The sequence below is a fragment of the Azohydromonas caseinilytica genome (assembly GCF_012927045.1).
GTDB classification, from domain to species: domain Bacteria; phylum Pseudomonadota; class Gammaproteobacteria; order Burkholderiales; family Burkholderiaceae_C; genus Azohydromonas; species Azohydromonas caseinilytica.
Map to the genome: position 1 here is coordinate 269,839 of NZ_JABBFW010000005.1, position 21,422 is coordinate 291,260.

A 21,422-nucleotide genomic window follows, 5' to 3' on the forward strand; every position below is an offset into this window, starting at 1 on the left:
CGCGGCGGAGCCCATATCCGCTGCAGACCACGTCCACCGCGACGCGTTCCGCTGCCACAGCGCTCCTGCCCACCAGGGACGAGCCGTGGCGGCGCAGCAAGCGGTCTCTGCACCGTCAGGAAAGACACCATGAACCTGATCCAACACCTCAAGAACTTCGTTCGCGAAGAAGACGGCGTGACCGCCATCGAGTACGCGCTGGTGGCCTCGCTCATCGCGCTGGCCGCTGCCACGGCCATGAGCGGCCTGGGTACCAAGCTGGGCCAGATGTTCACCGCCATCGGCAACAAGCTGGTGACGACCTGAGCAAGCCACCCCGTAACGATCCCTTCAGGACAAGAGAAGACGCCATGCAGCTGCTGCAGAGCATCAAGGGCTTCGTGCGCGAAGAAGACGGCGTGACCGCCATCGAGTACGCGCTGGTGGCCTCGCTCATCGCGCTGGCCGCCACCGTGGCCATGAGCGGCCTGGGTACCAAGCTGGGCCAGTTCTTCACCGCGATCGGCAACAAGCTCGTGACTACCTGAGGCACAGGCTTGCCGCAGCGGGCCTGTCCCACGGACACGGCCCGCATCTGCGGTACGCCACATGGCAGCGCGGCATGTCAGCGCCGCCGCGTTCGCCGGCTCCACAGGCGTAGAGACAGCGCTGCAAACAGTCCCTTCACCAGGAGAAAAGACGCCATGAACCTGATTCGACACCTCAAGGCCTTGGCCCGCGAGGAAGATGGCGTGACCGCCATCGAGTACGCGCTGGTGGCCTCGCTCATCGCGCTGGCCGCAACCGTGGCCATGAGCGGCCTGGGTACCAAGCTGGGCCAGATGTTCGATGCCCTCGGCAACAAGCTCGTGACGACCTGATCCCGTCCGGCACTCCTGCGCGCGAGGCGTTCCATGACACTGCAACTGCTGTCGTTGACCATGCTGGCGGCCCTGCTTCTGCTTGCCGCCGCGAGCGACGTGCGCAGCCGGCGCATTCCCAACATGCTGGTGGTGTACGGCATGTCCCTGGCACTGTGCTTCCATGGCCTGGCTCCCAGCGGTACGGAGCTGTTCCCGAGCAGCACCTCGGGCCTCGTGCCGGCGCTCGCAGGCGGCCTCACCGGGCTGGCGCTGTTCCTGCCGCTGTACATCCTGCGCACCCTGGGTGCCGGTGACGTCAAGCTGCTGGCCATGGTGGGCACCTGGCTGGGTACGCAGGGCGTGCTCTATGCCGCGTTCTGGACCCTTCTGGCCGGAGGCGTGCTGGCCCTGGGCATGGCCATGGCCACCGGGGTGCTGCGCCAGGTGGGACGCAACATGGCGCGCCTGCTCGGCTCGATGGCCATGCGCGCGGGCTCCGCCGGACTGCTGCTGCAGCCCAAGGCGCAGACCACCGGACGGCTGCCCTATGCGGTGGCCATCGCCATCGGAACCACTGTGGAACTGATTCGGCTGTTGTCGGTTTGAAGGCCTTCACTGGAGAGCCCACATGCCTGCCGCCATCTTCTCCCTGGACGAGCTGCCCTCGGCGCTGCCCAAGAACCTGCCTGCCGCGCCCCAGCGCGTGCAGGACACGGGGCTGCCGCCCACGCTGCTGTCCGAGCTCGTGCTCAAGGCGATGCAGCAGCACGGACTGAACGCGTTGCGCGACCTCTCGCGCCATCTCAAGCTCGGCACGCTGCTGCTGGATACGGTACTGGGCCAGTTGCGCCGCGAAGCCCTGGTGGAAGTGCAGCATCGCGGCACCCTGGCCGGCGATGTGAGTTTCCAGCTCACCCAGGCCGGGCGTGCGCGGGCCGCCGAGGCATTGACACGCAACCTCTACAGCGGCCCCGCCCCCGTGCCGCTGTCGGCCTATGTGGAACGGGTGCAGGCGCAGAGCGTGGCCGACATGGGTCTCACGCGTGAGCGCTTCGAGCAGGCCATGGCGTCAGTGGTCATGCGCCCGGAGCTGCGCGAGCAACTGGGCGCGGCCATGAACTCACGCCGCGCCAAGCTGCTGTACGGCCCGCCCGGCGCCGGCAAGACCTTCCTGTGCGAACGCATGGCCTCGCTGCTGCAGGGCGCGGTGGCCGTGCCCTACGCGGTGGAGGTGCACGGCGAAATCATCCACGTGTTCGACGAACTGGTGCACCGGCCACTGGCCGAGGCCGCTGCGGACCATGGCGCTCTGTACGACACGCGCCGCGGAGACGCCCGCTGGGTGCTGTGCGAGCGTCCGGTGGTGATCACCGGCGGTGAGCTCACGCTGGAGATGCTGGACCTGGTGTTCGACCAGCGCGCGGGCTTCTACCACGCGCCGCCGCACTTCAAGGCCAACAACGGCCTGCTGCTGGTGGACGACCTCGGGCGCCAGATCGTCACGCCACGCCAGTTGCTCAACCGCTGGATCGTGCCGATGGAGCAGCAGCACGACTACCTGACGCTGCGCAACGGCATCAAGTTCCGCATTCCCTTCGACAGCCTGCTGTTCTTCTCGACCAACCTGCGTCCTGAAGAGCTGGGCGACGAGGCGTTTCTGCGTCGCATCGGCTACAAGATCTTCGTTGGCCCCGTCCCGCCCGAGGACTATCGCCACATCCTGCGCCAGAGTTGCGAGCAGTTCGGCGTGCCCTACGACGACACGGCCTTCGAGCGGCTGCTGCACGAGATGCACCAGCCCGAAGGCCGGCCGCTGATGCCCTGCTATCCGCGTGACCTGGTCAGCCAGATCGTGGATTTCGCCCGCTACAACGGGCTCAAGCCCGAGCTCAGTCCGAAGCTGATGAAGTGGGCTTGGCGCAACTACTTCGCCACCGGGGCGGCCTGGGCTTGAGCCCTGCCGCATCCAGCGCACACACCGCACACCGGAGGAAAAGACATGGGCGGAAACAAGCGAGGCCTCACGATGCTGGCCGTGGCGCTGGTGGCGGGGTTGCTGGCTGCACTGTTCGCGGCCCGATGGCTGAGCACGCAATCCGTGGGCGGAGGCCGCATCGTCGTGGCGGCGCTGGACGTGGAGGTTGGCGCCAAGATCGGGCCGGAGGCGCTCAAGACGGTCGAATGGCCGCGCGGCAGCGAGCCTCCCGGCGCCTTCGACGACCCCGCCAAGTTGCAAGGCCGTGTCGCACGCTCCTCGCTGACCCGCGGGGAGCCCGTGCTGGAGGGCAAGCTCGCGCCCGTGGGCACCAAGGGCGGGCTCTCGGCCGTGGTGCAGGAGGGCAAGCGTGCCATGACCGTGCGCGTCAACGACGTCGTCGGTGTGGCCGGCTTTGCGCTGCCGGGCAACTACGTGGACATCATGGTCAACACGCAGAACCAGCAGCAGGGCAGCGAGTCGCGTGATGCGCAGGACAAGGCCATCAGCAAGATCGTGCTGGAGCGCATCCTGGTGCTGGCCGTGGCGCAGGAAGCCAACCGCGATGACACCAAGCCCAAGGTCGTCAACGCCGTGACGCTGGAGCTCACGCCCGACCAGGCCGAGAAGCTCGACCTCGCGCGCAGCGTGGGCACGCTCTCGCTGGTACTGCGCAATCAGGTCGATCCGCAACCCGGTGGCACTGCCGGTGCAACCAAGGACTCTTTGTTGCAGACTGTATCCACCGCGGCGCCAGTGGTGGTGCCGCGTCCGGTACAGGTCGCTCCGCGTCGCACGGCGCCGACAGTGGCTGCGCCGGTGCAGGCTCCGGCCCCGGCCCAGCAGTGCGTCGAGGTCATCCGCGGCACGACCCGCACCAACGAATGCTTCTGATGTCCTCGTTTCACCGCAGTCGCAGTATGTGTTCCACCTTTCGCACGGGCTCGGTGCGCCGCGTGCCCGGCCCTGGCCGCAGCCATCCGATCGCCACAGCGGCGCTGATCCTGCTCGCCCTGGCGGTGCCGGCCATGCCGGGCGCCGCCGCAGCCCCCGCACGCGAGGCGGCCCCGCTCGCTGCGGCGGCGTCGCAGTGCACGCGCGTCGAGATCGCGCCGCCGGTGCACGTGAGCGCCGGCAAGTCCACCGTGATCCGCCCCGGCAACCCCATCCGGCGCATCCTGCTGGGCAACGCTGAAGGCTCGCGTGCCGGAGCGCCCCGCCCGGCCACGCCCGCCACGCCTGCCTCGACCGGTGCGCCGAGCGCGCCTGCCGCGTCCGAAGAGTCGCCACTGCGCCCCGGCGTGGCCGACATCGACGTGCTGCTGCTGGGCCCCTCGGAGATCTATGTGCTGGGCAAGTCGCTGGGCACGACCAACGTGGTGCTGCTGGAGCAGTCGGGACGCTGCACGGCGCTGGACGTGGTGGTGAGCATGGACACCAGTGCGCTGCAGGCCCTGCTGCAACAGTTGCTGCCCGAGGAAAAGGGCGTGCGTGTGAGCGTGGCGTACGACAACTTCGTGCTGTCGGGCACGGTCAGCGACTCGACCGCACTGTCGCACGTGATGGAGATCACCAACGCGTTCGTGCGGGGCACGGGCGTGGCTGGCGGCAGCACCGGCTCTAACGTGGCCGGGATCAATCCGCGCATCGTCAACATGCTGAGCGTGGGCGCACCGCAGCAGGTGATGCTGGAGGTCAAGGTGGCCGAGGTCGCCAAGTCGGTGATGGACCAGTTCGGCATCGACTTCGCGCGCGCCTACGCCGCCGGTGACGGCTCGATGATCCGCTTCCTCTCGGGCATCTTTGGCGGCAGCAACGCCTCAATGGGCCAGCTCTCGGGCACCGGCGCCAACGGCGCGCCCCTGAGCTCGGTCGGCGCGGTCGTGGGAGGCAGCATCCCGTCGGCCATCGGCAGCGCCGGCAACGTGACGCAGGAACTCACCACGCTCAACGGCCAGATCATTCCCAAGTACACGACGACTTACGGCACCGTGCCGGCGCGCGGCGTGAGCAACCTCAGCGTCAACGCGCAGAAAACGGACGGCCTGGTCAAGATCCTGGCCGAGCCCACCGTGATGGCCATCAGCGGCCAGAAAGGCCAGTTCCTGGCAGGCGGCAAGATCTTCATCCCCGTGTCGGTGGACAACGGCAGCTCCGGCCGCACCGTCACGCTGGAGGAAAAGGAGTTCGGCGTCTCGGTTCACTTCCTGCCCACGGTGCTGGGCAGCGGGCGCATCAACCTGGAAGTCAACACCGAGGTGTCCGAGCTCAACCGCGAAGGCGTGGGCCTGACGGTGCCCGGCGTCAGCGGCCTGGCGGTGCTGCCGGCCTTCACCTCGCGCCGCGCCAAGACCACCGTACAGCTGGCCGACGGCCAGAGCTTCGCCATCGGCGGGCTCATCAAGAACAACTTCACCACCAGCGTGCGCGCCTTCCCGGTGCTAGGCGAGCTGCCGGTGCTGGGCGCGCTGTTCCGCAGCACCGACTTCCAGAGCGACAAGTCGGAGCTGCTGTTCGTGATCACGCCGCGGCTGGTCAAGCCGCTGCCGCCGGGCTATGCGCTGCCCACCGACCGCATCACGCCGCCCGACCGCGTGCAGCTGCACCTGATGGGACGCATGGAAGGCACGGGCAGCGGCGCTGCGGACACGGCACCGGCGGCACCGTCCGGCACGCAGCCGCCGGCCACCGATGCGTCCGGCTTTCAGGTGAAGTGAGGCAGGAGAAGCAGTCATGGACATGAGGCATGTACTCGCAGCGTCGGCCCTTCTGGCGCTGGCCGGCTGTGCCACCACACCCGGCTGGGAAGCCCAGCTTGGCGACTCCGTGCGCCAAGCCCGCGTTGCACAGCTGATCGATCCCGCAGCGGGCAACCGCGCGCCGCGCCCCGAGGGGCTGGACGGCAAGGCCGTGGCCGGCAACCTGCGCGACTACGCCGACGCCTATGACTACGTGGAGCGTCCTCCAAAGCCGGAGCCCCGTCTACGCGTCAACCCGCGCTGAACCGGGAGGCAGGCATGGCACGTCGTCGCCTCGCTTCGCCGCAGCGCCGCGCGCAGCAAGGCGCGGTGGCCGTGATGTTCGCGCTGTCGCTGGTGGTGCTCATGGGTTTCGCCGGCCTGGCACTCGATGGCGGACGGCTCTACGTCAACAAGGCCGAGCTGCAGAACGCGGCCGACGCCTGCGCGCTGGCGGCGGCACAGGTGTTACCCCCAAACGGCGTCATTCCGGCGGCGACCTTCGAGCTGGCACGCAATGCCGGCCGGACCGTGGCCATGAGAAACAGCTTTGACCTGCAAAGCTCGTCCGTGTCGAGCGATGACGTGACCGTCGAGTTCGCCACCGCGCCCGTAGACGCTGCGTGGACCGGCAACGCCGCCGAGGCGTCGGCCAACGATGCCCGCATCGCGCGCTGCACGGTGGCACCGGCCAGCCTGGCGCTGTGGATCATGCCCGTGCTGCGCATCACCAGTGCCCGGGTCAGCGCCAGAGCGGCGGCCACGCTCGCCATATTCACTCCCAACTGTGCTCCGGGGCCGGCGCGATGCACCGTGATGGCGAGCCTAGTGCAATGAGGATGCTCGCCGTGACGCCCCTCCGCTCCCGTGCCCGCCCTGCTGCGCGCCGTGGCCAGCGCGGCATGGCCACCGTGGAACTGGCGCTGGTGCTGCTGCCGCTGGTGCTGCTGCTGTCGGCCACGGCCGACCTGGGGCGCGCCTTCTATACCTACGACACACTGGTCAAGGCAGCGCGCGGCGCGGCGCGCTACCTGGCGCTGTCCACCACACCCGACGACGTCACGGTCCAGGCGCAGGTGAAGAACCTGGCGCTGTACGGCGACATCGACGGCGGCGGCACGCCGCTGGTGCCGGGTCTGACGTCAACGATGGTCCAGATCTGCACGCCGAAGCTGTGCGATGCGGACCACAACAACGTCCCTGTAGTCGGCAGCGCAGGCAGCACGATGACCCTGGTGTCCGTACGCATCGTTGGCTACACCTACACCTCGGTGTTCAGCGCCGTGCTGCCGGCCACGTTCGCGTTCCGCCCCATCAACGTGACGATGTGATGAGGCCTTGACCATGAAGCACGGCCCGGTACGGCATCAACGCGGCACGATGACGGTGGAGTTCGGCCTGGGGTCGCTGCTGTTGTTCATGGCGCTGATTGGCGCCGTCGAGGTCGGGCGGCTGCTGTGGACCTGGAACGCTGCCGCCGAGGCCACGCGGCTGGGCGCGCGGCTGGCGGCGGTGTGTGCCATGGGGAACAACAGCATCAAGGCCCGCATGCGCGAGCGACTGCCCGCGCTGACGGACGACCACATCACGCTGGAGTACCTCAATCCCGGCGGAGTCGGAGTCAGCAACGCCGTCGATTCCCGCCTGGTGCGCGTCTCGCTGCATGGCTACACCCACCAGCTGCTGGTGCCGCTGCCCTCTTCGCTGGCTGCCATTCCCATTTCTCCGTTCACGACCACCATGCCGCGTGAAGTTCTGGCCAACAACCAACCGGCGTGCTCCGCATGAACCCCACCGCAGGACAGGCCATGAAAATCAAGGTCATCTCCCCCCACGTGCAGCGCGCCGAGCAGGTCGCCCGGATGCTCGGCGAGGCTGACCCCAGCCTGGAAGTGCTGTGCGCCACGGCAGCGCCGCAGGCGCTGGCCCAGGCCGTCAACGGCAGCCGGCCGTCGCTGGTGCTGGTTGACGACGTGGACGCGCCCGGGCTGCAGGCCATCGCCCGCTTCACCACGGAGCACCCTCAGGTCGAGACCCTGGTGCTTTCGGCCGAGCAGTCGCCCGCGTTCCTGCTGCAGGCCATGCAGGCCGGCGTGCGCGAAGTGCTGCCCGCCGGCGCCGATGCCGCTGCGCTGCGGGCGGCGGTGCAGCGTGCGGCACGGCGGCATGCGCCGGCCTCGTCACGCCAGGGCGAGGTGATGGCCTTCATCGGCTGCCGCGGCGGCAATGGCACCAGTGTGCTGGCGGCCAATCTGGCACATCGCCTTGCCAGCACCGGCGAAAAGCGCGTGGCGCTGATCGACCTGGACCTGCACGGCGGCAATGCGCTGCTGCTGTTGAGCAGTCAACCTGCTGCCAGCGACGTGGCGGAAGTGGCGCGCAACGTGCAGCGGCTGGACGCGGACCTGCTGCGTTCGGCCATGGTGCCGCTGTCCGAGACGCTGTACGTGCTGCCGGCGCCCGAGGACATCGCACAGGCGCTGGAGGTCAAGGCCGAGCATGTGCAGGCCATCGTGCGCCAGGCTCGTCAAATGTTTGACTACGTGGTGCTGGACCTGGGCGGACGCATCGATGCGCTGAGCCTGCCCGCGCTGGACCAGGCCGCCCATGTCTTCCCGGTGCTGCAGCTGTACCTGCCGCAATTGCGTGACGCACGGCGCATGCGCGCCATGCTGCAGTCTCTGGAAGTTCCGCAGCACAAGCTGTGCTGGCTCGTCAACCGCTACCACAAGAACAGCGAGTTGCCGCTGCAGGCGCTGGTACAGGTGCTCGGTGGCGATCCCGTACACACCGTGCCCAACCACTTCGCCAGCGTCAACACGGCCGCCAACCAGGGCCAGCCCATCGCCCCCAACAGCCCCGTGGTGCGCGCGCTCGACGAGCTTGCGGCGCAGCGCCTGGCACCGCCAGACGCCGCACCGCGCAAGGAAGGCTGGTTCGCGCAGTGGTTCGCACGCGCCTGAAGGAGAGTTTCGCCATGAACCTGCGCCAGCAACTCGTGACCCAGCCCGGTGCCACAGGCAACGGTGCCGGCAGCACGCCGCTTCCCGAAGCCGCAGCAGAGCGAGACCTGCAGGCCTACCAGCGCATGAAGTCACAGGTGCACCAGCGACTGCTGGAGCGCCTGGACCTGCACGCGCTGGAAGGCATGCCCCCGGAGCATCTGCGCCAGGAGCTGGGCAGCCTGGTGGAGCGGCTGCTGGCCGAAGAGAACCTGGTGCTCAACGCGGCCGAGCGCCGCACCCTGGTGCGCGACATCCAGCATGAAATGGTGGGCCTGGGCCCGCTGGAGCCGCTGCTGGCCGACCCCACCGTCTCCGACATTCTGGTCAACGGCCCACATCAGGTCTGGGTGGAGCGCCGTGGCAGGCTGAGCCTCACCGACGTGGTGTTCGCCGACGACGAGCACCTGATGAAGATCGTGGACAAGATCGTCTCGCGCGTGGGGCGGCGCGTGGACGAGTCCTGCCCGATGGCCGATGCCCGGCTGCCCGACGGCTCGCGCGTGAACGTCATCATTCCACCGCTGGCGCTGGACGGCGCACAGATGTCGATCCGGCGCTTTGCGGTGGTGCCGCTGACCATGGATGACCTGGTGGAAAACAGGTCGTTGACGCCGTCGATGGCGCAACTGCTGCAGGCGTTCACGCGGGCCGAGGTCAACCTGCTGATTTCCGGCGGCACGGGCAGCGGCAAGACCACGCTGCTCAACATCCTGTCGAGCTACGTCGACGCGGGCGAGCGCATCGTCACCATCGAGGATGCCGCCGAGCTGCAGCTGCGCCAGCCGCATGTGGTGCGGCTGGAGACGCGCCCGCCCAACATCGAGGGTCGCGGCGAAATCACGCAGCGCGACCTGCTGCGCAACGCGCTGCGCATGCGTCCGGACCGCATCATCCTGGGCGAGACGCGCGGGGCGGAGGCGCTGGACATGCTGCAGGCGATGAACACGGGCCACGAAGGCTCGATGACCACCGTCCACGCCAACACGCCGCGCGACGCGCTCTCGCGCCTGGAGAACATGCTCGCCATGGCCGGACTCAACGTGCCCCCGCGCGTGGCGCGGACGCAGATCGCCTCGGCCATCGGCGTGGTGGTGCAGGCCGGCCGCCTCAGCGACGGACGGCGCAAGGTCACCAGCATCGCCGAGGTCACGGGCATGGAAGGCGACGTGATCACGATGCAGGAGATCTTTGTCTTCAAGCAGACGGGCGTGAGCGAGGACGGCAGCGTGCGAGGCCATTTCCAGGCCACCGGCGTGCGCCCGCGCCTGATGGACCGGCTCAAGTCCCGGGGGCTGTCGTTGGCAGACAACCTGTTCGACCCCAGCGTGCGCTGGGAGTGAGGCGGCAATGGACCTGTCCTACCTGCTCTTCGGCGTGCTGCTGTTTGTCGCCGTGGTACTCGGGCTCGAAGGCCTGTACCAGGTGTGGAACTCGCGCCACAGCGCCGAAGCCAAGCGGCTGGCGGCGCGCCTGCGCTACCTGGAAGGCACCCCGGAAAGCCCGACCTCGTTGGAGGCGGACCGCAACGCCGAGCAGCGCTGGAAATGGATCGAAACCGAGCTACTGGCACCGCTGGCCCTGGGGCAGCGGCTGCTGGGCTACGTGCGCAGCGCGGACACCGATCGCAGTGCCGGCGAGCTGGTGCTGCTGAGCACGCTGCTGGGCTGCCTCGGCGTGCTGCCGGTGCTGCTGCTGCAGTGGAACGGGTTGCAAGGGGCCGCCGCGGGCGTCGCGGGTGCGGCACTGCCGTGGCTGTGGCTTTCGCGCCGGCGCACGCAGCGGCTGCGTCGCCTGGAGCAGCAGCTGCCACTGGCCCTGGACCTGATCGGCCGTGCGCTGCGCGCGGGGCACGCACTGCCCACGGCCATCAAGATGGTGGGCGAGGAGACATCGGACCCGATCGCGCGCGAGTTCCGCCAGCTTTCCGAAGAAACCAACTTCGGCATGGGCCTGCCCGAGGCGCTGACGCGGCTGGCGCAGCGGGTGCCGCTGGACGATGTGCGCTTTTTCGTGATTGCCGTGCTGATCCAGCGCGAGACCGGCGGCAACCTCGCCGAGCTGCTGGACAACATTGCCAGCATCGTGCGCGCACGGCTCAAGCTCCTCGGGCAGGTGCGCACGCTCTCGGCCGAAGGGCGGCTCTCGTCGTGGATCCTGAGCGCACTGCCCTTCGTGATGGCCGCCGCGTTGAACGTGGTCAATCCGGAGTTCATGCAGGTGCTGTGGACCGACCCCACAGGCCGCAAGCTGGTCGGCGGCGCGCTGGTCGCCATGGCGCTGGGCATGCTGTGGATGCGCAAGATCATCCGCATCCGGATTTGAGAGGCCTGAGATGAGTGCAGCCGAGCTGGGATTCGTGGTACTGGTCTTCGTCGCCTCGGCGGCGCTGGTGTTGCTGGTGGGCCAGCTCACCGGCGGCAACGCCACCAAGGAGCGCGCGCGGCGCCTGGCTGCGGGCGACACGCAGCCCCGCAAGCAGCGGCCCTGGATCGAGATGCTGGCGCGCGGTACGCGGCCGTTGGCGCGCTTTTCCGAATCCGAAACCGGCGCCCAGCTTTCGGCGCTGCGGCGGCGGCTGATGCACGCGGGCCTGCGTCATCCGCAGGCCCCCACCGCCTACTACGGCACGAAGACGCTGCTGGCCCTGGTGCTGCCGCTGCTGGCCTTCAGCGCGCAGCTGCTGCTGTCCACGCCCCTGGAAGGCAGCGCGCTGCTGCTGGTGCTGTTGTCCACGGCAGCGCTGGGCTACTACTTCCCCAACGTGGTACTGGCGCGCCTGGTGTTCCTGCGCCAGCGCGAGATCTTTGAAAGCTTCCCCGACGCGCTGGACCTCATCACCGTGTGTGTCGAGGCCGGCCTGGGCATCGAAGCCGCGCTGGCGCGCGTGTCGGAGGAGATGCAGTACCGCAGCCAGGTGCTGAGCACGGAGCTGCAGCTCGTGGGGCTGGAGCTGCGTGCGGGCGCGCCGCGCGAGCATGCGCTGCACAACCTGGCTATGCGCACCGGAGTGGATGAGGTGGACAGCTTCGTGTCCATGCTCGTTCAGGCCGAGCGCTTCGGCACCAGCATCGCGCAGGCACTGCGCGTGCATGCCGACATGCTGCGCACGCGGCGGCGCCAGCGGGCGGAAGAGGCGGCAGCCAAGATCGCGATCAAGCTGCTGCTGCCCCTGATCTTCTGCATCTTCCCGGCCTTGCTGCTGGTCCTGCTGGGGCCCGCCATGATCAACATCTACCGCGTACTGATGCCGACGCTCAGTGCGGGCTGAAAGCCATGTCGAGCCTGCAACCATCCCCGCTTCTGTCCTTGTGCGCGGCCCTGATGCTCACGTTGGGTGGCTGTGCCACGAAGTCCGACCGGCTGCCCTGGCGCATCGAGCCCGTGCAGTCGGTCACGCATGGCCTGGGCCAGGGCTCGGCCGACAGCTACTACGTGGTCGGCCGTCAGATCGAGCGTTCGCGCGACTGGCTGCGCGCCGCGGAGGCCTACCGCCAGGCGCTGCAAAGTGACCCCGGCCACATCGATGCGCGCAATGCGCTGGCGGTGGTGCTGGCCCGGCTGGGGCTGCTGCAGGAGGCCGAGGCGCAGTTGCGCCTGGCGCTGCAGGCGGCGCCGCAGCGCGCCGATCTGCACAGCAATCTCGGCTACTTGCTGGTGCTGGCACGCCGCCTGCCAGAAGCCCAGGCAACTCTGCACGCCGCGCTGGCGCTGAATCCGCAGGACCGCGTGGCACAGGCCAACCTCTTACTCGCCCAGGGACGCGCTCCGGCGTCCGCCACGCCCATGGCGTTGGCGCAGGCCGGAACGTCTGCCATGACGGCAGCGGCGACGACAACGCCAGCGGCGGCGGTCCCGGCCGCCGCGGCGCCACGTCCCGGTGCAGCGCTGCAGGTGCTCGATGCCGCCACGCTGCCGCCTCTGACACAGGCCGTCCCGGGCCACTCGCCGTCCGCACTCTCGCCTGCAGCGGCGGACGTGCCAGCCCTGGTTTCGACAGCAACGACACCGGCTGCCTCATTGCCGTCCAAAGCGGCGCCGGACGTGATGGCCGCTCCGTTCACGCTGGAAGTGACCAACGGCATGGGACGGCGCGGCGCGGCGCAGCAGTTGCGGGAGCAGCTGGAAAGCCGCGGCTTCGACGTGGAGCGCACCAGCAACCTGCCACCCTATCGGCAAGCGCGCACCATGGTGCTGTACCGGCCCGGCCATGAGGCGGCCGCACGCCAAGTGGCCCGAGCGCTGCCGTTGCCGGTGGCGCTGCGCCCCGAAGCCACCCAGGAGGCCCATGTGCGCGTGCTCCTTGGCCGGGATTGGCCCTCCGCCCTACGCGTGGCTGCCGCCCGCATGAACCGGGAATAAAGCAGCTCCGTACCGCGTACACGTCCTGTCCCGATCAATAAAGGAGAGGACGATGAGGAAGAAGCTGCTGGCCGCGCTGTCGCTGGCCGCGTTGCTGCAGGCCTGTGCCACGCCGGGAGGCGGCGCACCGGCCCAGGTATCCGATGGCGTCCTGGTGGGCGCCGGCGGCATGACGCTCTACACCTTCGACCGAGACCCTGCCGAGGGCAGCAAGAGCGCGTGCAACGGTCCCTGCGCCGTCAACTGGCCGCCGCTGGCAGCCGCGGCTGACGCCCGGGCCCAGGGCGACTGGAGCGTGCTCACGCGCGACGATGGCACGCGCCAGTGGGCCTACAAGGGCAAGCCGCTGTACTACTGGGCCAAGGACACCAGGCCCGGCGACCGCACGGGCGACGGCGTCAACCAGGTCTGGCACACGGCCAAGCCCTGACATGGCGCGGCCCGGCCGCGAGGGCGGGCCGCGCCTTTTCTCCAGTTCTCAATTTCCGCAGGACGCGGGCCGGTCCAGCTGCCAACGGCCGGCACCCACCTGGTACAGACGCACGCTGGACCAGCTGTCGTAGGCGAAGCCGATGTCGCGCTGGTCCGCGGTGGCCAGCGCCCGCAGGTTGAACAGCCCGCCCTGCACCGCGCGCGTGGCCGAGACATGGGCCGAGGGCGAGGCCGCCGTGCCGGTGCAGTCCACGTCCGGCGGCGGTGGCGGGGGATTGCCGCCATCGGCGCGGGGATGGCGGGCAAAGAAGTTCCACACGATGTCCGGGTAGCTCGGCCCCTGGCGCAGCGACCAGTTGCCATCCAGTCCCTGCTCGCCGCCGATCCAGTAGTGGCCGTGGTCGGTGTCGCCGGTACTGGGCGTGGCGATGGGACCGCTGTAGAAGATGGTTTCCACGAGCGAGCGGCTGCCCGGCTTCGCGTCGGCCGTGTAGCGGCTGTGCTTGCAGCCGTAGTCGGGGCCGAACACGGGGCTGCAGGCCTTTTCCTCGGCCAGCGCCTCGGCCGGTGTGTCGTGCGCCGCGTCGCCGAAGCTTTTCAGCTGCGCGTCGCGCAGCAGCTCGCCGGCGCGCGCCAGCACGGTGCAGTCCTGCCGGTTCTGCAACACCATGAGCGGGATCGGGTAGCTGCTGTCACGCTCGGCGCGCATGTCGCTCGCCAGACGGTCCACCGAATGGAAGGTGGCCGAGCCCGGGCAGCCGGAGAAGGACACCGAGGCCGCGTCCTCGCCGTAGCCCAGGCCCGAGGCGCTGGCCGCGGCGGCCCAATACTCGTTGTGCGCCACCGAGGCCACCACCGTCATGGCCCCGCCCGAGGACAGCCCGGTGATGTAGCGCCGCCTCGGATCGATGCTCCAGCGCCGCTCCACTTCCTGAGCGATGCGGTGCAGGTCCTCCACCTCGCCGCGGCCCTGGTGGCGGTGCTGGTCCAGCCAGAAGCCCCAGCAGTTGGCGTTGCGCAGGCCGTCGTAGCGCGTGATGAAGGGCGTCACCAGCACGAAGCCGTAGCGGTCGGCCGCCGCGCGCAACCCCCAGTCCTGCAGCACGTTCTGCTCGGTCTGCTGGCAGCCGTGCAAGGCCATGACCATGGGCGCCGGGCCGCTGAGGCCGTCAGGCAGGTACACCTGCACGCGGCGCAGCTGGGAACCGGCGTAGCTCTGCGGACCAAAGTCGAAGCTGCTGCTCGTCCCGGCCGCAGCCCAGCCGCTGGCCAGCGCCAGGACCGCAGCGGCGACGCAGCGCCGGCCATTCATGTATCGCATGGGTTTATCTCCTTGCCACCGATAAGGCGGCGCATCGTAGGAACGGCAAGCCCGGCAACGCCAGTGACACAGGTCAGGCCGCTGATGGGGCTGGACTGCAAGCCTCGGCCGCCTGCGCTAACGTAGTCGGGATGTCCGGCACGCTGCCGGGCATGGGCCGTGCCGGCCAGCGGCAGGGCGATAGGCAAAGCCAATCGGCCTCATTTGATTAACTTTTCCAACCGAGTGACCGATGGCTATAGTATTCAACCCATCCCTTCACCAACCCACAGGAAACACGCAATGTCCCTGATCAACACCGAAGTCAAGCCCTTCAAGGCCACCGCCTACCACAACGGCAAGTTCGTGCCGGTGAGCAACGAGGACCTGAAGGGCAAGTGGTCCGTGGTGGTGTTCTATCCGGCGGACTTCACCTTCGTGTGCCCCACGGAGCTGGAAGACCTGGCCGACAACTACGCCGAGTTCCAGAAGCTGGGCGTCGAGGTCTACGGCGTGTCCACCGACACCCACTTCTCGCACAAGGCCTGGCACGACACCTCGGAAGCCATCAAGAAGGTGAACTACCCGCTGGTGGGCGACCCGACGGGCACGATCACCCGCAATTTCGAGGTGATGATCGAAGAGGAAGGCTTGGCGCTGCGCGGCACCTTCGTCATCAACCCCGAAGGCCAGATCAAGCTGTGCGAGATCCACGACAACGGCATCGGCCGTGACGCCAAGGAACTGCTGCGCAAGGTGAAGGCTGCGCAGTACGTGGCCTCGCACCCGGGCGAAGTCTGCCCCGCCAAGTGGACCGAAGGCCAGCAGACGCTGAAGCCCTCGCTGGACCTGGTCGGAAAAATTTAAGTTGGAGTAGCGGGCGGCTTTTTGCCGCCCTTTCCGACGGCGCGGCGGCTGCAGCCGCCGCAAGTGCCGCCTCAGCCGCGGCACGTTCCCTGCCCGGGCCTCCCGGAAAGCGCCCGCAGCGCACGACGCCCGCCGGGCGCTTTCCATGCGGCCACGAGCCCGCATCCGAACCCCAATCAAACGTTTTTCGACCCGAAGGACACCGCCATGTTGGACGCCGACCTCAAGGCCCAGTTGAAGGGCTACCTGCAGCGCCTCACGCAGCCCATCGAGCTCATCGCTTCGCTCGACGATTCCAAGGGCTCGCAGGACATGCTGGAGCTGCTGCGCGACGTGGCCGAGCAGTCGGAGAAGGTGTCGCTGGTCGAGAGCCGCGACGACGCCGAGCGCAAGCCCTCGTTCCTGATCCGCCGCGTGGGCACGGACATCGGCGTGCGCTTCGCCGGCCTGCCCATGGGCCACGAGTTCACCTCGCTGGTGCTGGCGCTGCTGCAGGTCGGCGGCTACCCGCCCAAGGTCGAGCGCGAAGTGATCGAGCAGATCGCCGCGCTGGAGGGCGACCTCCACTTCGAGACCTACATGTCGCTGTCCTGCCACAACTGCCCGGACGTGGTGCAGGCGCTGAACCTGATGGCGGCGATCAACCCGCGCATCAAGCACACCGCCATCGACGGCGGCCTGTTCCAGAAGGAAGTGGAAGAGCGCCAGATCATGGCTGTGCCCATGGTCTTCCTCAACGGCCAGCTCTTCGGGCAGGGCCGCATGGGCATCGAGGAGATCCTGGCCAAGGTGGACACCGGCGCCGCCGCCCGCGACGCCGTCAAGTTCAACGCCAAGGCGCCCTACGACGTGCTCATCGTCGGCGGCGGCCCCGCCGGCGCGGCCGCGGCCGTGTACGCCGCGCGCAAGGGCATCCGCACCGGCGTGGTGGCCGAGCGCTTCGGCGGCCAGACGCTCGACACCCTGGGCATCGAGAACTACATCTCCATCGTCGCCACCGAGGGCCCGAAGTTCGCCCTGGCGCTGGAGGAGCACGTCAAGGACTACGACGTGGACATCATGAGCGCGCAGCGCGCCGAGGCGCTCGTCCCGGCCGACGGCTCGGGCCTGGTGCAGGTGCGGCTGGCCAACGGCGCGGTGCTCAAGGGCCGCTCGGTGATCCTGGCCACCGGCGCGCGCTGGCGCAATGTCAACGTGCCCGGCGAGCAGGAGTACCGCAACAAGGGCGTGGCCTACTGCCCGCACTGCGACGGTCCGCTGTTCAAGGGCAAGCGCGTCTCGGTGATCGGCGGCGGCAACTCCGGCGTGGAAGCGGCCATCGACCTCGCGGGCATCGTCGAGCATGTGACGCTCGTCGAGTTCGCCGACCAGCTCAAGGCCGACGCGGTGCTGGTGAACAAGGCCAGGAGCCTGCCCAACGTCACCATCATCACCAGCGCCCAGACCACCGAGATCACCGGCGACGGCAGCAAGGTCAACGGCCTGCGCTACAAGGACCGCACCACGGGCGAGGAGCACCACGTGCCGCTGGAAGGCGTGTTCGTGCAGATCGGCCTGGTGCCCAACACCGAGTGGCTCAAGGGCACGGTGGAGCTCAGCCGCTACGGCGAGATCGTGATCGACGCCAAGGGCCAGACCAACGTGCCCGGCGTGATGGCCGCCGGCGACTGCACCACGGTGCCGTACAAGCAGATCATCATCGCCGCGGGCGCCGGCGCGGCGGCGGCGCTCAGCGCCTTCGACCACCTGATCCGCTCCCCGGCGCCGGCCGCCGCAGCCACCACGGCCTGACACGCCGGCCCCGCACCCGCCACGCAAAGGCCCGCCCACGCGGGCCTTTTTTCCTAGATGGTTGCGCCGCTGACCACGCGGTCCTGCCCCAGCAGCGCGCGCAGCTTCACGAAGGCCAGCGCCGTCATCACGGCGTCGTTGGTCGCGTCGTGCGCCTCGTACAGCGGCAGCTCCAGGTCGGCCATCATGGTGGCGAAGCTCAGGTCGATGTTGCGGTTGCCCCGCTCGTGCGCGGGCAGCTGGCGGTTCTTCCAGTCGTAGTACAGGGCCGAGACCTCGATCTTGGGCTGCGGCAGCCGCAGGCCCAGCATCGGCCAGATGACGCGATTGAGCATGGCCACGTCGAACTCCAGGTAGTAGCCCACCAGCGGGCGGCTGCCGATGAAGCGCATGAGCTGCGCCATCGCCGCCTCCGGCGCGATGCCCTGCGCCACGTCCTGCTCACGCAGCCGGTGCACCTTCACCGCCTCGGCCGACAGCGCGCGCTTTTCCGGCCGCACCAGCAGTTCCAGCCGCTCGCTGGTGAGCACGCGGCTGCCGACGATGCGCACCGCGCCGACGGAGACGATCTCGTCGCGCCGCCGGTCCAGCCCCGTCGTTTCGCAGTCCAGGCACACCCACTCGTCGGGCGGCGGCGGCTCGAACATGAAGCGGTAGTTGTCGTTGGCCAGGTGGTAGAGCAGCCAGCCCTTCTTGAGCTTTGCCCAGGGCCCGGCCAGCGGCCCCAGGAGGTTGACGGTGGACCTCACTGCAGCGCGTCCAGGTGATAGCGCAAGCGCAGCGTGGCCTTGAAGCGCTTGACCACGCCCAGCGTGTCCTTGAGCAGGTCGCGGTCAAGGCTGTTGAGCTGGTTGGTGTGCACGCCGCCGCTGACGCCGCGGCCCAGCTCCAGCTCCTGCAGCCCGACCTTGAGCTTGAGGTCCATGAAGAAGTGCAGGCTCTGCACCACGTCGGAGCCGATCTCGGGCGCCATGTGGCCCGCGGCCACCAGCGCCTGCACGCGCTCGACGGTGCCGCACTCGCGGATGCGCTTGTCCATGGCCAGGCTGCGCACGCCGTGCACCAGCGGGAAGATGCCCGCCTTCTTCAGGTCCAGGCGCTCCGGGTCGTTGTCGCCCAGCGTCAGCAGCCGGTTCCACCAGCCGGTGTGCTCGTCGAAGAGCGTGATGGCCGAGGCGAAGCGCGCCTTGAACGCGTCGGAGTCGGCCGCCAGCGAGAACACCTCGTCGCGCAGCGCCTCCAGCAGCGCCGCGTCGCCGCACACGGCATGGGCATCGAGGAAGATGGCCAGCGACATCAGGCTCTCGGCGCTGGGCATGAGAATCCAGCGCCGCACGGTTTCGGCGAAGGCCGTCTGCGGCTGGCGCCAAGCCGGGTTGCTGACCATGATGCCGCCCGGGCACGGCGGGTAGCCGAAATCGACCAGCGCCTGCGAGAAGCGCGCGCAGATGTCCTCCAGGTCCGCCGGCGGCGTGTAGCCGTCGCGCAGCACCAGGCCGTTGTCCTGGTCGGTCTTGAGCAGCTGTTCGCCGCGGCCCTCGCTGCCCATCACGAACAGGCAGCTGTTCTTCAGCAGCTCCCGCGGTGCGATGAGCTGCCAGGTGCGCTCGAACAGCTTGGCGTTGAGCTCGCTCACCAGCCGGGCGATCATGCCCACGCGCGTGCCGCCGCGGTGCAGGATGGCGATGAGCCGCGTGATCTGCTGCGCCGCGTCGGCCAGGCCCTTCAGGTCCCGTGCCTGCGCGATCTGCAGTCCCACCAGGTAGGAGTGGTTGGAGAGGAAACTGAACAGCTCCAGCGCCTCCAGCACGCCGTGCACCAGCCCCTCCTCGTCGCGCACCACGACGCGGTGCAGGTTGTGGCGCAGCATCAGCGCCAGCGCCTCGCCCACCGGGTCGGAGGGCTTCACGCAGATCAGCGAGAAGGTGGCGAGCTTGCCCACCGGCAGGCGCTCCAGCGGCGTGCCGTCCAGGATCGCGCGCTGCAGCCCCGTGGTGGTGAAGATGCCCAGCCGCGGCGGCGTGGCGGCCTCGTCGCGCACCAGCACGCTGGAGACCTTGTGCTCCTGGAACACGCGCGCCACTTCCACGATGGAGGTGTCGGCGCCCACCTCCTGCGCCGGGCGCACGCCGGTCTCGGTGATGCGCGCCATGGTCAGCGACTGCATCTCGTGCTGGCTGCGCCGCTGCGACAGCGCCGAGAGCTTGTTGGAGAGGTCCGAGAACAGCAGCGCGCCGAAGGTGGCGTTGCGGGCGATGAGCTCGCTCACCGCGCGGCGCGCGAGCTGGTAGGCCAGCACCTCCTCCAGCGCCACGAAGCGGCTGGTGACGCGCCCGGCCACCAGCGCGCGGCCGTCGAAGGTGTCGTCGGGGCCGTAGGTGGCCAGCACCTGCTGGTCCTCATCGAACTGCTGCACGTGGCCCTTGATGATCACGAACAGGTAGCCGGGCTCGCTGCCGGGCTCCAGGATGGGATCGCCGGCGCGGAAGTAGGCGATGTCCACGCTGTTGCGCACGAGCTGGCGCTCCTCGGCGTCGAGGCAGTCGAAGGGAGAGGCGTCGAAGTTGAAGGCGCTGGGCATAGCCTTCCATTGTGTGCAGCGCGGGCTGACGCGAACTTGATGCAGTACGCCCTCCCAGCAAGCCGCATGCGCCCTGCCCGGCATGACGCCCCTTCGACAAGCTCAGGGCGAACGGAGAAAGGGAGTCAGCGCCGCCGTACCCCGGGCCGCGCCCGCGCCGCCTCCTGCCAGGGGCCGTCGAACCACGCGTCGCCCTGCAGCGCGGCCCTGACCATCGGCAGCGCGTCCAGGCCCCAGAACAGCTTGCCGTCGAGGGCGATGGTGGGTACGCCGAACAGGCCCAGGTCGATGGCCTCCTGCGTGTGCGCACGCAACCGGCCCTTCACCTCGTTCCTCTGCGGGTCCAGCGCCGGCCGCAGCGTCTGCGTGAGCGCCTGCAGCCGTGCCGGGTCATTGGCGTCGGCCCCGCCGCGCCACACATGGTGGAACAGCGCCTCCACCACGCGGCGGTTGGGCAGCTCCTCCACCTCGCCGCAGGCCAGCGCCAGCCGCTGCAGCGCCAGCGGGTTGAACGGGTGCTGCGCCGGCAGCGCCAGCTCGACGCCGGCCTCGCGGGCGAGCCAGTGCACCTGGCGCATGGTCCAGGCCCGCTTGGGTTCGAACTCCGCCGGCCCCAGCTGGCCCCAGTGGCTCAGCAGCGCCCCGAACAGCAGCGGGCGGTAGCGCACGCGGTACGAGCAGCCCTCCAGCGCCTGCGGCAGCCGCTCGAAGGCCAGGTAGGCGTAGGGCGAGACGACGTCGAACCAGAAATCCAGGGTCTTCATCGGCGCTCCGGCCCGGGCGGCGGCACGGATACGACGGCCTGCGCCGCCTGGAGCTGCTGCTGCCGCGGCGCCAGGAGCCGCCACACGGCCCGCTTGGCCTCGTCGTCCAGCCGCGACCAGGCGGCGATCTCGTCGATGGTGCGGGCGCAGCCCAGGCACCAGCCGGTGGCCGCGTCCATCGTGCATACGCCGGTGCAGGGCGAGCCCACGGGCGTCTGCGGCGCCGGGCCGGGGGCCTCGGCGGAGGCCGGCAAGGGCGGCGCCGTCACGGCTGCTGCACCACGTCGGCCACCGGCGCGCCGGTGAGCGCGGTGAGCTGCTGCGGGCTGAGCTTGAACACCCCGTTGGGATGGCCGGCGGCGGCCCAGATCTCGTCGAAGCGGAACAGCTCCCGGTCGATGAGCGTCAGCGGCGGGTTGGCATGCGCCACCGGCGACACGCCGCCGATGGAAAAGCCCGTCTGCGCCTTCACGAAGTCCGCGTCGGCGCGGCCCACCGGCCCCACCAGCGCAGAAACCTTCTTCTCATCGACGCGCCGGTCGCCCGAGGCCACCACCAGCACGGCGCGGCCCTCGGTGCGCGACTTGAAGATGACGCTCTTGGCGATCTGGCCCACGGTCACGCCCAGGGCGTCGGCCGCCTCCTGCGCGGTGCGCGCGGCCACCTCCAGGTAGCGCGGCGCGTGCGGATGGCCCTGCGCCGCCAGGGCCTGCGCCACGCGGATGAAGCCTTCCGGGCGCTGCTGCAATTGCTCGTCCATGTCGTCCT

Annotated in this window: 25 protein-coding genes; 19 read left to right on the forward strand and 6 right to left on the reverse strand. The window is 69.3% G+C overall.

Annotated elements, in window-relative coordinates; genetic code table 11:
• Positions 1–129 precede the first annotated feature (129 nt).
• The 17 genes from HHL10_RS09910 to HHL10_RS09990 all read left to right on the forward strand — a co-directional run bounded on the left by HHL10_RS09910 (position 130) and on the right by HHL10_RS09990 (position 13,349).
• The gene (locus HHL10_RS09910) at positions 130–306 is read left to right on the forward strand and encodes a Flp family type IVb pilin (protein ID WP_169160192.1); all 177 of its coding nucleotides are present in this window, start codon (positions 130–132) and stop codon (positions 304–306) included.
• Between the two features lie 44 nt (positions 307–350).
• Positions 351–527, forward strand: a complete 177-nt coding sequence (locus HHL10_RS09915) for a Flp family type IVb pilin (protein WP_169160193.1) — start codon at positions 351–353, stop codon at positions 525–527.
• Between the two features lie 156 nt (positions 528–683).
• Positions 684–860 carry a Flp family type IVb pilin gene (locus HHL10_RS09920; RefSeq protein WP_169160194.1) on the forward strand — a complete coding sequence of 59 codons (177 nt, stop codon included), beginning with the start codon at positions 684–686 and terminating at the stop codon, positions 858–860.
• 33 nt (positions 861–893) lie between these two features.
• On the forward strand, positions 894–1,448 hold the full coding sequence (locus HHL10_RS09925; RefSeq protein WP_205832971.1) for an A24 family peptidase: 555 nt from the start codon (positions 894–896) through the stop codon (positions 1,446–1,448).
• A 22-nt stretch (positions 1,449–1,470) separates the two neighbouring features.
• Complete coding sequence (locus HHL10_RS09930) at positions 1,471–2,796, forward strand: DUF8689 domain-containing protein (protein WP_169160195.1); 1,326 nt, start codon at positions 1,471–1,473, stop codon at positions 2,794–2,796.
• A 45-nt stretch (positions 2,797–2,841) separates the two neighbouring features.
• Positions 2,842–3,711: a Flp pilus assembly protein CpaB gene (gene cpaB / locus HHL10_RS09935; RefSeq protein WP_235971255.1), complete on the forward strand. Its 870-nt coding sequence runs from the start codon at positions 2,842–2,844 to the stop codon at positions 3,709–3,711.
• 26 nt (positions 3,712–3,737) lie between these two features.
• The gene (locus tag HHL10_RS09940; RefSeq protein WP_235971257.1) at positions 3,738–5,534 is read left to right on the forward strand and encodes a type II and III secretion system protein family protein; all 1,797 of its coding nucleotides are present in this window, start codon (positions 3,738–3,740) and stop codon (positions 5,532–5,534) included.
• 16 nt (positions 5,535–5,550) lie between these two features.
• Positions 5,551–5,820 carry a hypothetical protein gene (locus HHL10_RS09945; protein WP_169160196.1) on the forward strand — a complete coding sequence of 90 codons (270 nt, stop codon included), beginning with the start codon at positions 5,551–5,553 and terminating at the stop codon, positions 5,818–5,820.
• A 14-nt stretch (positions 5,821–5,834) separates the two neighbouring features.
• Entirely contained in the window at positions 5,835–6,392 is a 558-nt protein-coding gene (locus HHL10_RS09950) for a pilus assembly protein TadG-related protein (protein WP_169160197.1), read from the forward strand.
• A gap of 65 nt (positions 6,393–6,457) precedes the next feature.
• The gene (locus HHL10_RS09955) at positions 6,458–6,886 is read left to right on the forward strand and encodes a TadE/TadG family type IV pilus assembly protein (protein WP_169160198.1); all 429 of its coding nucleotides are present in this window, start codon (positions 6,458–6,460) and stop codon (positions 6,884–6,886) included.
• A gap of 13 nt (positions 6,887–6,899) precedes the next feature.
• A complete protein-coding gene (locus tag HHL10_RS09960; RefSeq protein ID WP_169160199.1) occupies positions 6,900–7,343 on the forward strand; it encodes a TadE/TadG family type IV pilus assembly protein in 444 nt (147 codons plus the stop codon).
• Between the two features lie 20 nt (positions 7,344–7,363).
• A complete protein-coding gene (locus tag HHL10_RS09965; RefSeq protein WP_169160200.1) occupies positions 7,364–8,518 on the forward strand; it encodes a CpaE/TadZ family protein in 1,155 nt (384 codons plus the stop codon).
• Positions 8,519–8,532: 14 nt separating this feature from the next.
• Positions 8,533–9,900: a TadA family conjugal transfer-associated ATPase gene (locus HHL10_RS09970; protein ID WP_169160201.1), complete on the forward strand. Its 1,368-nt coding sequence runs from the start codon at positions 8,533–8,535 to the stop codon at positions 9,898–9,900.
• A gap of 7 nt (positions 9,901–9,907) precedes the next feature.
• Positions 9,908–10,882: a type II secretion system F family protein gene (locus tag HHL10_RS09975; RefSeq protein ID WP_169160202.1), complete on the forward strand. Its 975-nt coding sequence runs from the start codon at positions 9,908–9,910 to the stop codon at positions 10,880–10,882.
• Between the two features lie 10 nt (positions 10,883–10,892).
• A complete protein-coding gene (locus HHL10_RS09980) occupies positions 10,893–11,828 on the forward strand; it encodes a type II secretion system F family protein (RefSeq protein ID WP_169160203.1) in 936 nt (311 codons plus the stop codon).
• 53 nt (positions 11,829–11,881) lie between these two features.
• Positions 11,882–12,919, forward strand: coding sequence for a LytR C-terminal domain-containing protein (locus HHL10_RS09985; protein WP_169160204.1), 1,038 nt, complete (start codon positions 11,882–11,884; stop codon positions 12,917–12,919).
• Positions 12,920–12,971: 52 nt separating this feature from the next.
• Positions 12,972–13,349 carry a COG4315 family predicted lipoprotein gene (locus HHL10_RS09990; protein ID WP_169160205.1) on the forward strand — a complete coding sequence of 126 codons (378 nt, stop codon included), beginning with the start codon at positions 12,972–12,974 and terminating at the stop codon, positions 13,347–13,349.
• Between the two features lie 48 nt (positions 13,350–13,397).
• Here HHL10_RS09990 and HHL10_RS09995 read toward each other — a convergent pair whose 3' ends face one another.
• Entirely contained in the window at positions 13,398–14,672 is a 1,275-nt protein-coding gene (locus tag HHL10_RS09995) for an extracellular catalytic domain type 1 short-chain-length polyhydroxyalkanoate depolymerase (RefSeq protein ID WP_169160206.1), read from the reverse strand.
• Between the two features lie 282 nt (positions 14,673–14,954).
• Here HHL10_RS09995 and ahpC point away from each other — a divergent pair, with 282 nt between their 5' ends.
• A complete protein-coding gene (ahpC, locus tag HHL10_RS10000; RefSeq protein WP_169160207.1) occupies positions 14,955–15,518 on the forward strand; it encodes an alkyl hydroperoxide reductase subunit C in 564 nt (187 codons plus the stop codon).
• Between the two features lie 207 nt (positions 15,519–15,725).
• Positions 15,726–17,309, forward strand: a complete 1,584-nt coding sequence (gene ahpF / locus HHL10_RS10005; RefSeq protein ID WP_169160208.1) for an alkyl hydroperoxide reductase subunit F — start codon at positions 15,726–15,728, stop codon at positions 17,307–17,309.
• Positions 17,310–17,362: 53 nt separating this feature from the next.
• On the opposite strand, the gene HHL10_RS10010 is transcribed toward ahpF, so the two are convergent.
• The 5 genes from HHL10_RS10010 to HHL10_RS10030 all read right to left on the reverse strand — a co-directional run bounded on the left by HHL10_RS10010 (position 17,363) and on the right by HHL10_RS10030 (position 21,414).
• Entirely contained in the window at positions 17,363–18,058 is a 696-nt protein-coding gene (locus tag HHL10_RS10010; protein ID WP_169160209.1) for a 3'-5' exonuclease, read from the reverse strand.
• Entirely contained in the window at positions 18,055–19,890 is a 1,836-nt protein-coding gene (locus HHL10_RS10015) for a DUF294 nucleotidyltransferase-like domain-containing protein (RefSeq protein ID WP_169160210.1), read from the reverse strand. Before HHL10_RS10015 ends, HHL10_RS10010 begins: the two co-directional genes overlap by 4 nt.
• 125 nt (positions 19,891–20,015) lie before the next feature.
• Positions 20,016–20,654 (reverse strand): 2-hydroxychromene-2-carboxylate isomerase, encoded by a 639-nt coding sequence (locus HHL10_RS10020; RefSeq protein ID WP_169160211.1) that lies wholly within the window; start codon positions 20,652–20,654, stop codon positions 20,016–20,018.
• On the reverse strand, positions 20,651–20,923 hold the full coding sequence (locus HHL10_RS30175; protein WP_310734565.1) for a DUF1289 domain-containing protein: 273 nt from the start codon (positions 20,921–20,923) through the stop codon (positions 20,651–20,653). The genes HHL10_RS10020 and HHL10_RS30175 overlap by 4 nt, the downstream gene beginning before the upstream one ends.
• The gene (locus HHL10_RS10030; protein WP_169160212.1) at positions 20,920–21,414 is read right to left on the reverse strand and encodes a YbaK/EbsC family protein; all 495 of its coding nucleotides are present in this window, start codon (positions 21,412–21,414) and stop codon (positions 20,920–20,922) included. The genes HHL10_RS30175 and HHL10_RS10030 overlap by 4 nt, the downstream gene beginning before the upstream one ends.
• Positions 21,415–21,422: the final 8 nt, after the last annotated feature.

Excerpts from the sequence above, each read along its gene's own strand:
- HHL10_RS09965 (WP_169160200.1), top strand. The coding sequence starts at position 7,364 with ATGAAAATCAAGGTCATCTCCCCCCACGTGCAGCGCGCCGAGCAGGTC.
- ahpC (WP_169160207.1), top strand. The coding sequence starts at position 14,955 with ATGTCCCTGATCAACACCGAAGTCAAGCCCTTCAAGGCCACCGCCTAC.
- HHL10_RS09915 (WP_169160193.1), top strand. The coding sequence starts at position 351 with ATGCAGCTGCTGCAGAGCATCAAGGGCTTCGTGCGCGAAGAAGACGGC.
- HHL10_RS09925 (WP_205832971.1), top strand. The coding sequence starts at position 894 with ATGACACTGCAACTGCTGTCGTTGACCATGCTGGCGGCCCTGCTTCTG.
- HHL10_RS09950 (WP_169160197.1), top strand. The coding sequence starts at position 5,835 with ATGGCACGTCGTCGCCTCGCTTCGCCGCAGCGCCGCGCGCAGCAAGGC.
- HHL10_RS09955 (WP_169160198.1), top strand. The coding sequence starts at position 6,458 with ATGGCCACCGTGGAACTGGCGCTGGTGCTGCTGCCGCTGGTGCTGCTG.
- HHL10_RS09990 (WP_169160205.1), top strand. The coding sequence starts at position 12,972 with ATGAGGAAGAAGCTGCTGGCCGCGCTGTCGCTGGCCGCGTTGCTGCAG.
- ahpF (WP_169160208.1), top strand. The coding sequence starts at position 15,726 with ATGTTGGACGCCGACCTCAAGGCCCAGTTGAAGGGCTACCTGCAGCGC.
- HHL10_RS09980 (WP_169160203.1), top strand. The coding sequence starts at position 10,893 with ATGAGTGCAGCCGAGCTGGGATTCGTGGTACTGGTCTTCGTCGCCTCG.
- HHL10_RS09995 (WP_169160206.1), bottom strand. The coding sequence starts at position 14,672 with ATGCGATACATGAATGGCCGGCGCTGCGTCGCCGCTGCGGTCCTGGCG.
- HHL10_RS09945 (WP_169160196.1), top strand. The coding sequence starts at position 5,551 with ATGGACATGAGGCATGTACTCGCAGCGTCGGCCCTTCTGGCGCTGGCC.
- HHL10_RS09920 (WP_169160194.1), top strand. The coding sequence starts at position 684 with ATGAACCTGATTCGACACCTCAAGGCCTTGGCCCGCGAGGAAGATGGC.
- HHL10_RS09940 (WP_235971257.1), top strand. The coding sequence starts at position 3,738 with ATGTGTTCCACCTTTCGCACGGGCTCGGTGCGCCGCGTGCCCGGCCCT.
- HHL10_RS10030 (WP_169160212.1), bottom strand. The coding sequence starts at position 21,414 with ATGGACGAGCAATTGCAGCAGCGCCCGGAAGGCTTCATCCGCGTGGCG.
- HHL10_RS09975 (WP_169160202.1), top strand. The coding sequence starts at position 9,908 with ATGGACCTGTCCTACCTGCTCTTCGGCGTGCTGCTGTTTGTCGCCGTG.
- HHL10_RS09910 (WP_169160192.1), top strand. The coding sequence starts at position 130 with ATGAACCTGATCCAACACCTCAAGAACTTCGTTCGCGAAGAAGACGGC.
- HHL10_RS09970 (WP_169160201.1), top strand. The coding sequence starts at position 8,533 with ATGAACCTGCGCCAGCAACTCGTGACCCAGCCCGGTGCCACAGGCAAC.
- HHL10_RS09985 (WP_169160204.1), top strand. The coding sequence starts at position 11,882 with ATGCTCACGTTGGGTGGCTGTGCCACGAAGTCCGACCGGCTGCCCTGG.
- HHL10_RS10020 (WP_169160211.1), bottom strand. The coding sequence starts at position 20,654 with ATGAAGACCCTGGATTTCTGGTTCGACGTCGTCTCGCCCTACGCCTAC.
- HHL10_RS10015 (WP_169160210.1), bottom strand. The coding sequence starts at position 19,890 with ATGCCCAGCGCCTTCAACTTCGACGCCTCTCCCTTCGACTGCCTCGAC.
- cpaB (WP_235971255.1), top strand. The coding sequence starts at position 2,842 with ATGGGCGGAAACAAGCGAGGCCTCACGATGCTGGCCGTGGCGCTGGTG.
- HHL10_RS09960 (WP_169160199.1), top strand. The coding sequence starts at position 6,900 with ATGAAGCACGGCCCGGTACGGCATCAACGCGGCACGATGACGGTGGAG.
- HHL10_RS09930 (WP_169160195.1), top strand. The coding sequence starts at position 1,471 with ATGCCTGCCGCCATCTTCTCCCTGGACGAGCTGCCCTCGGCGCTGCCC.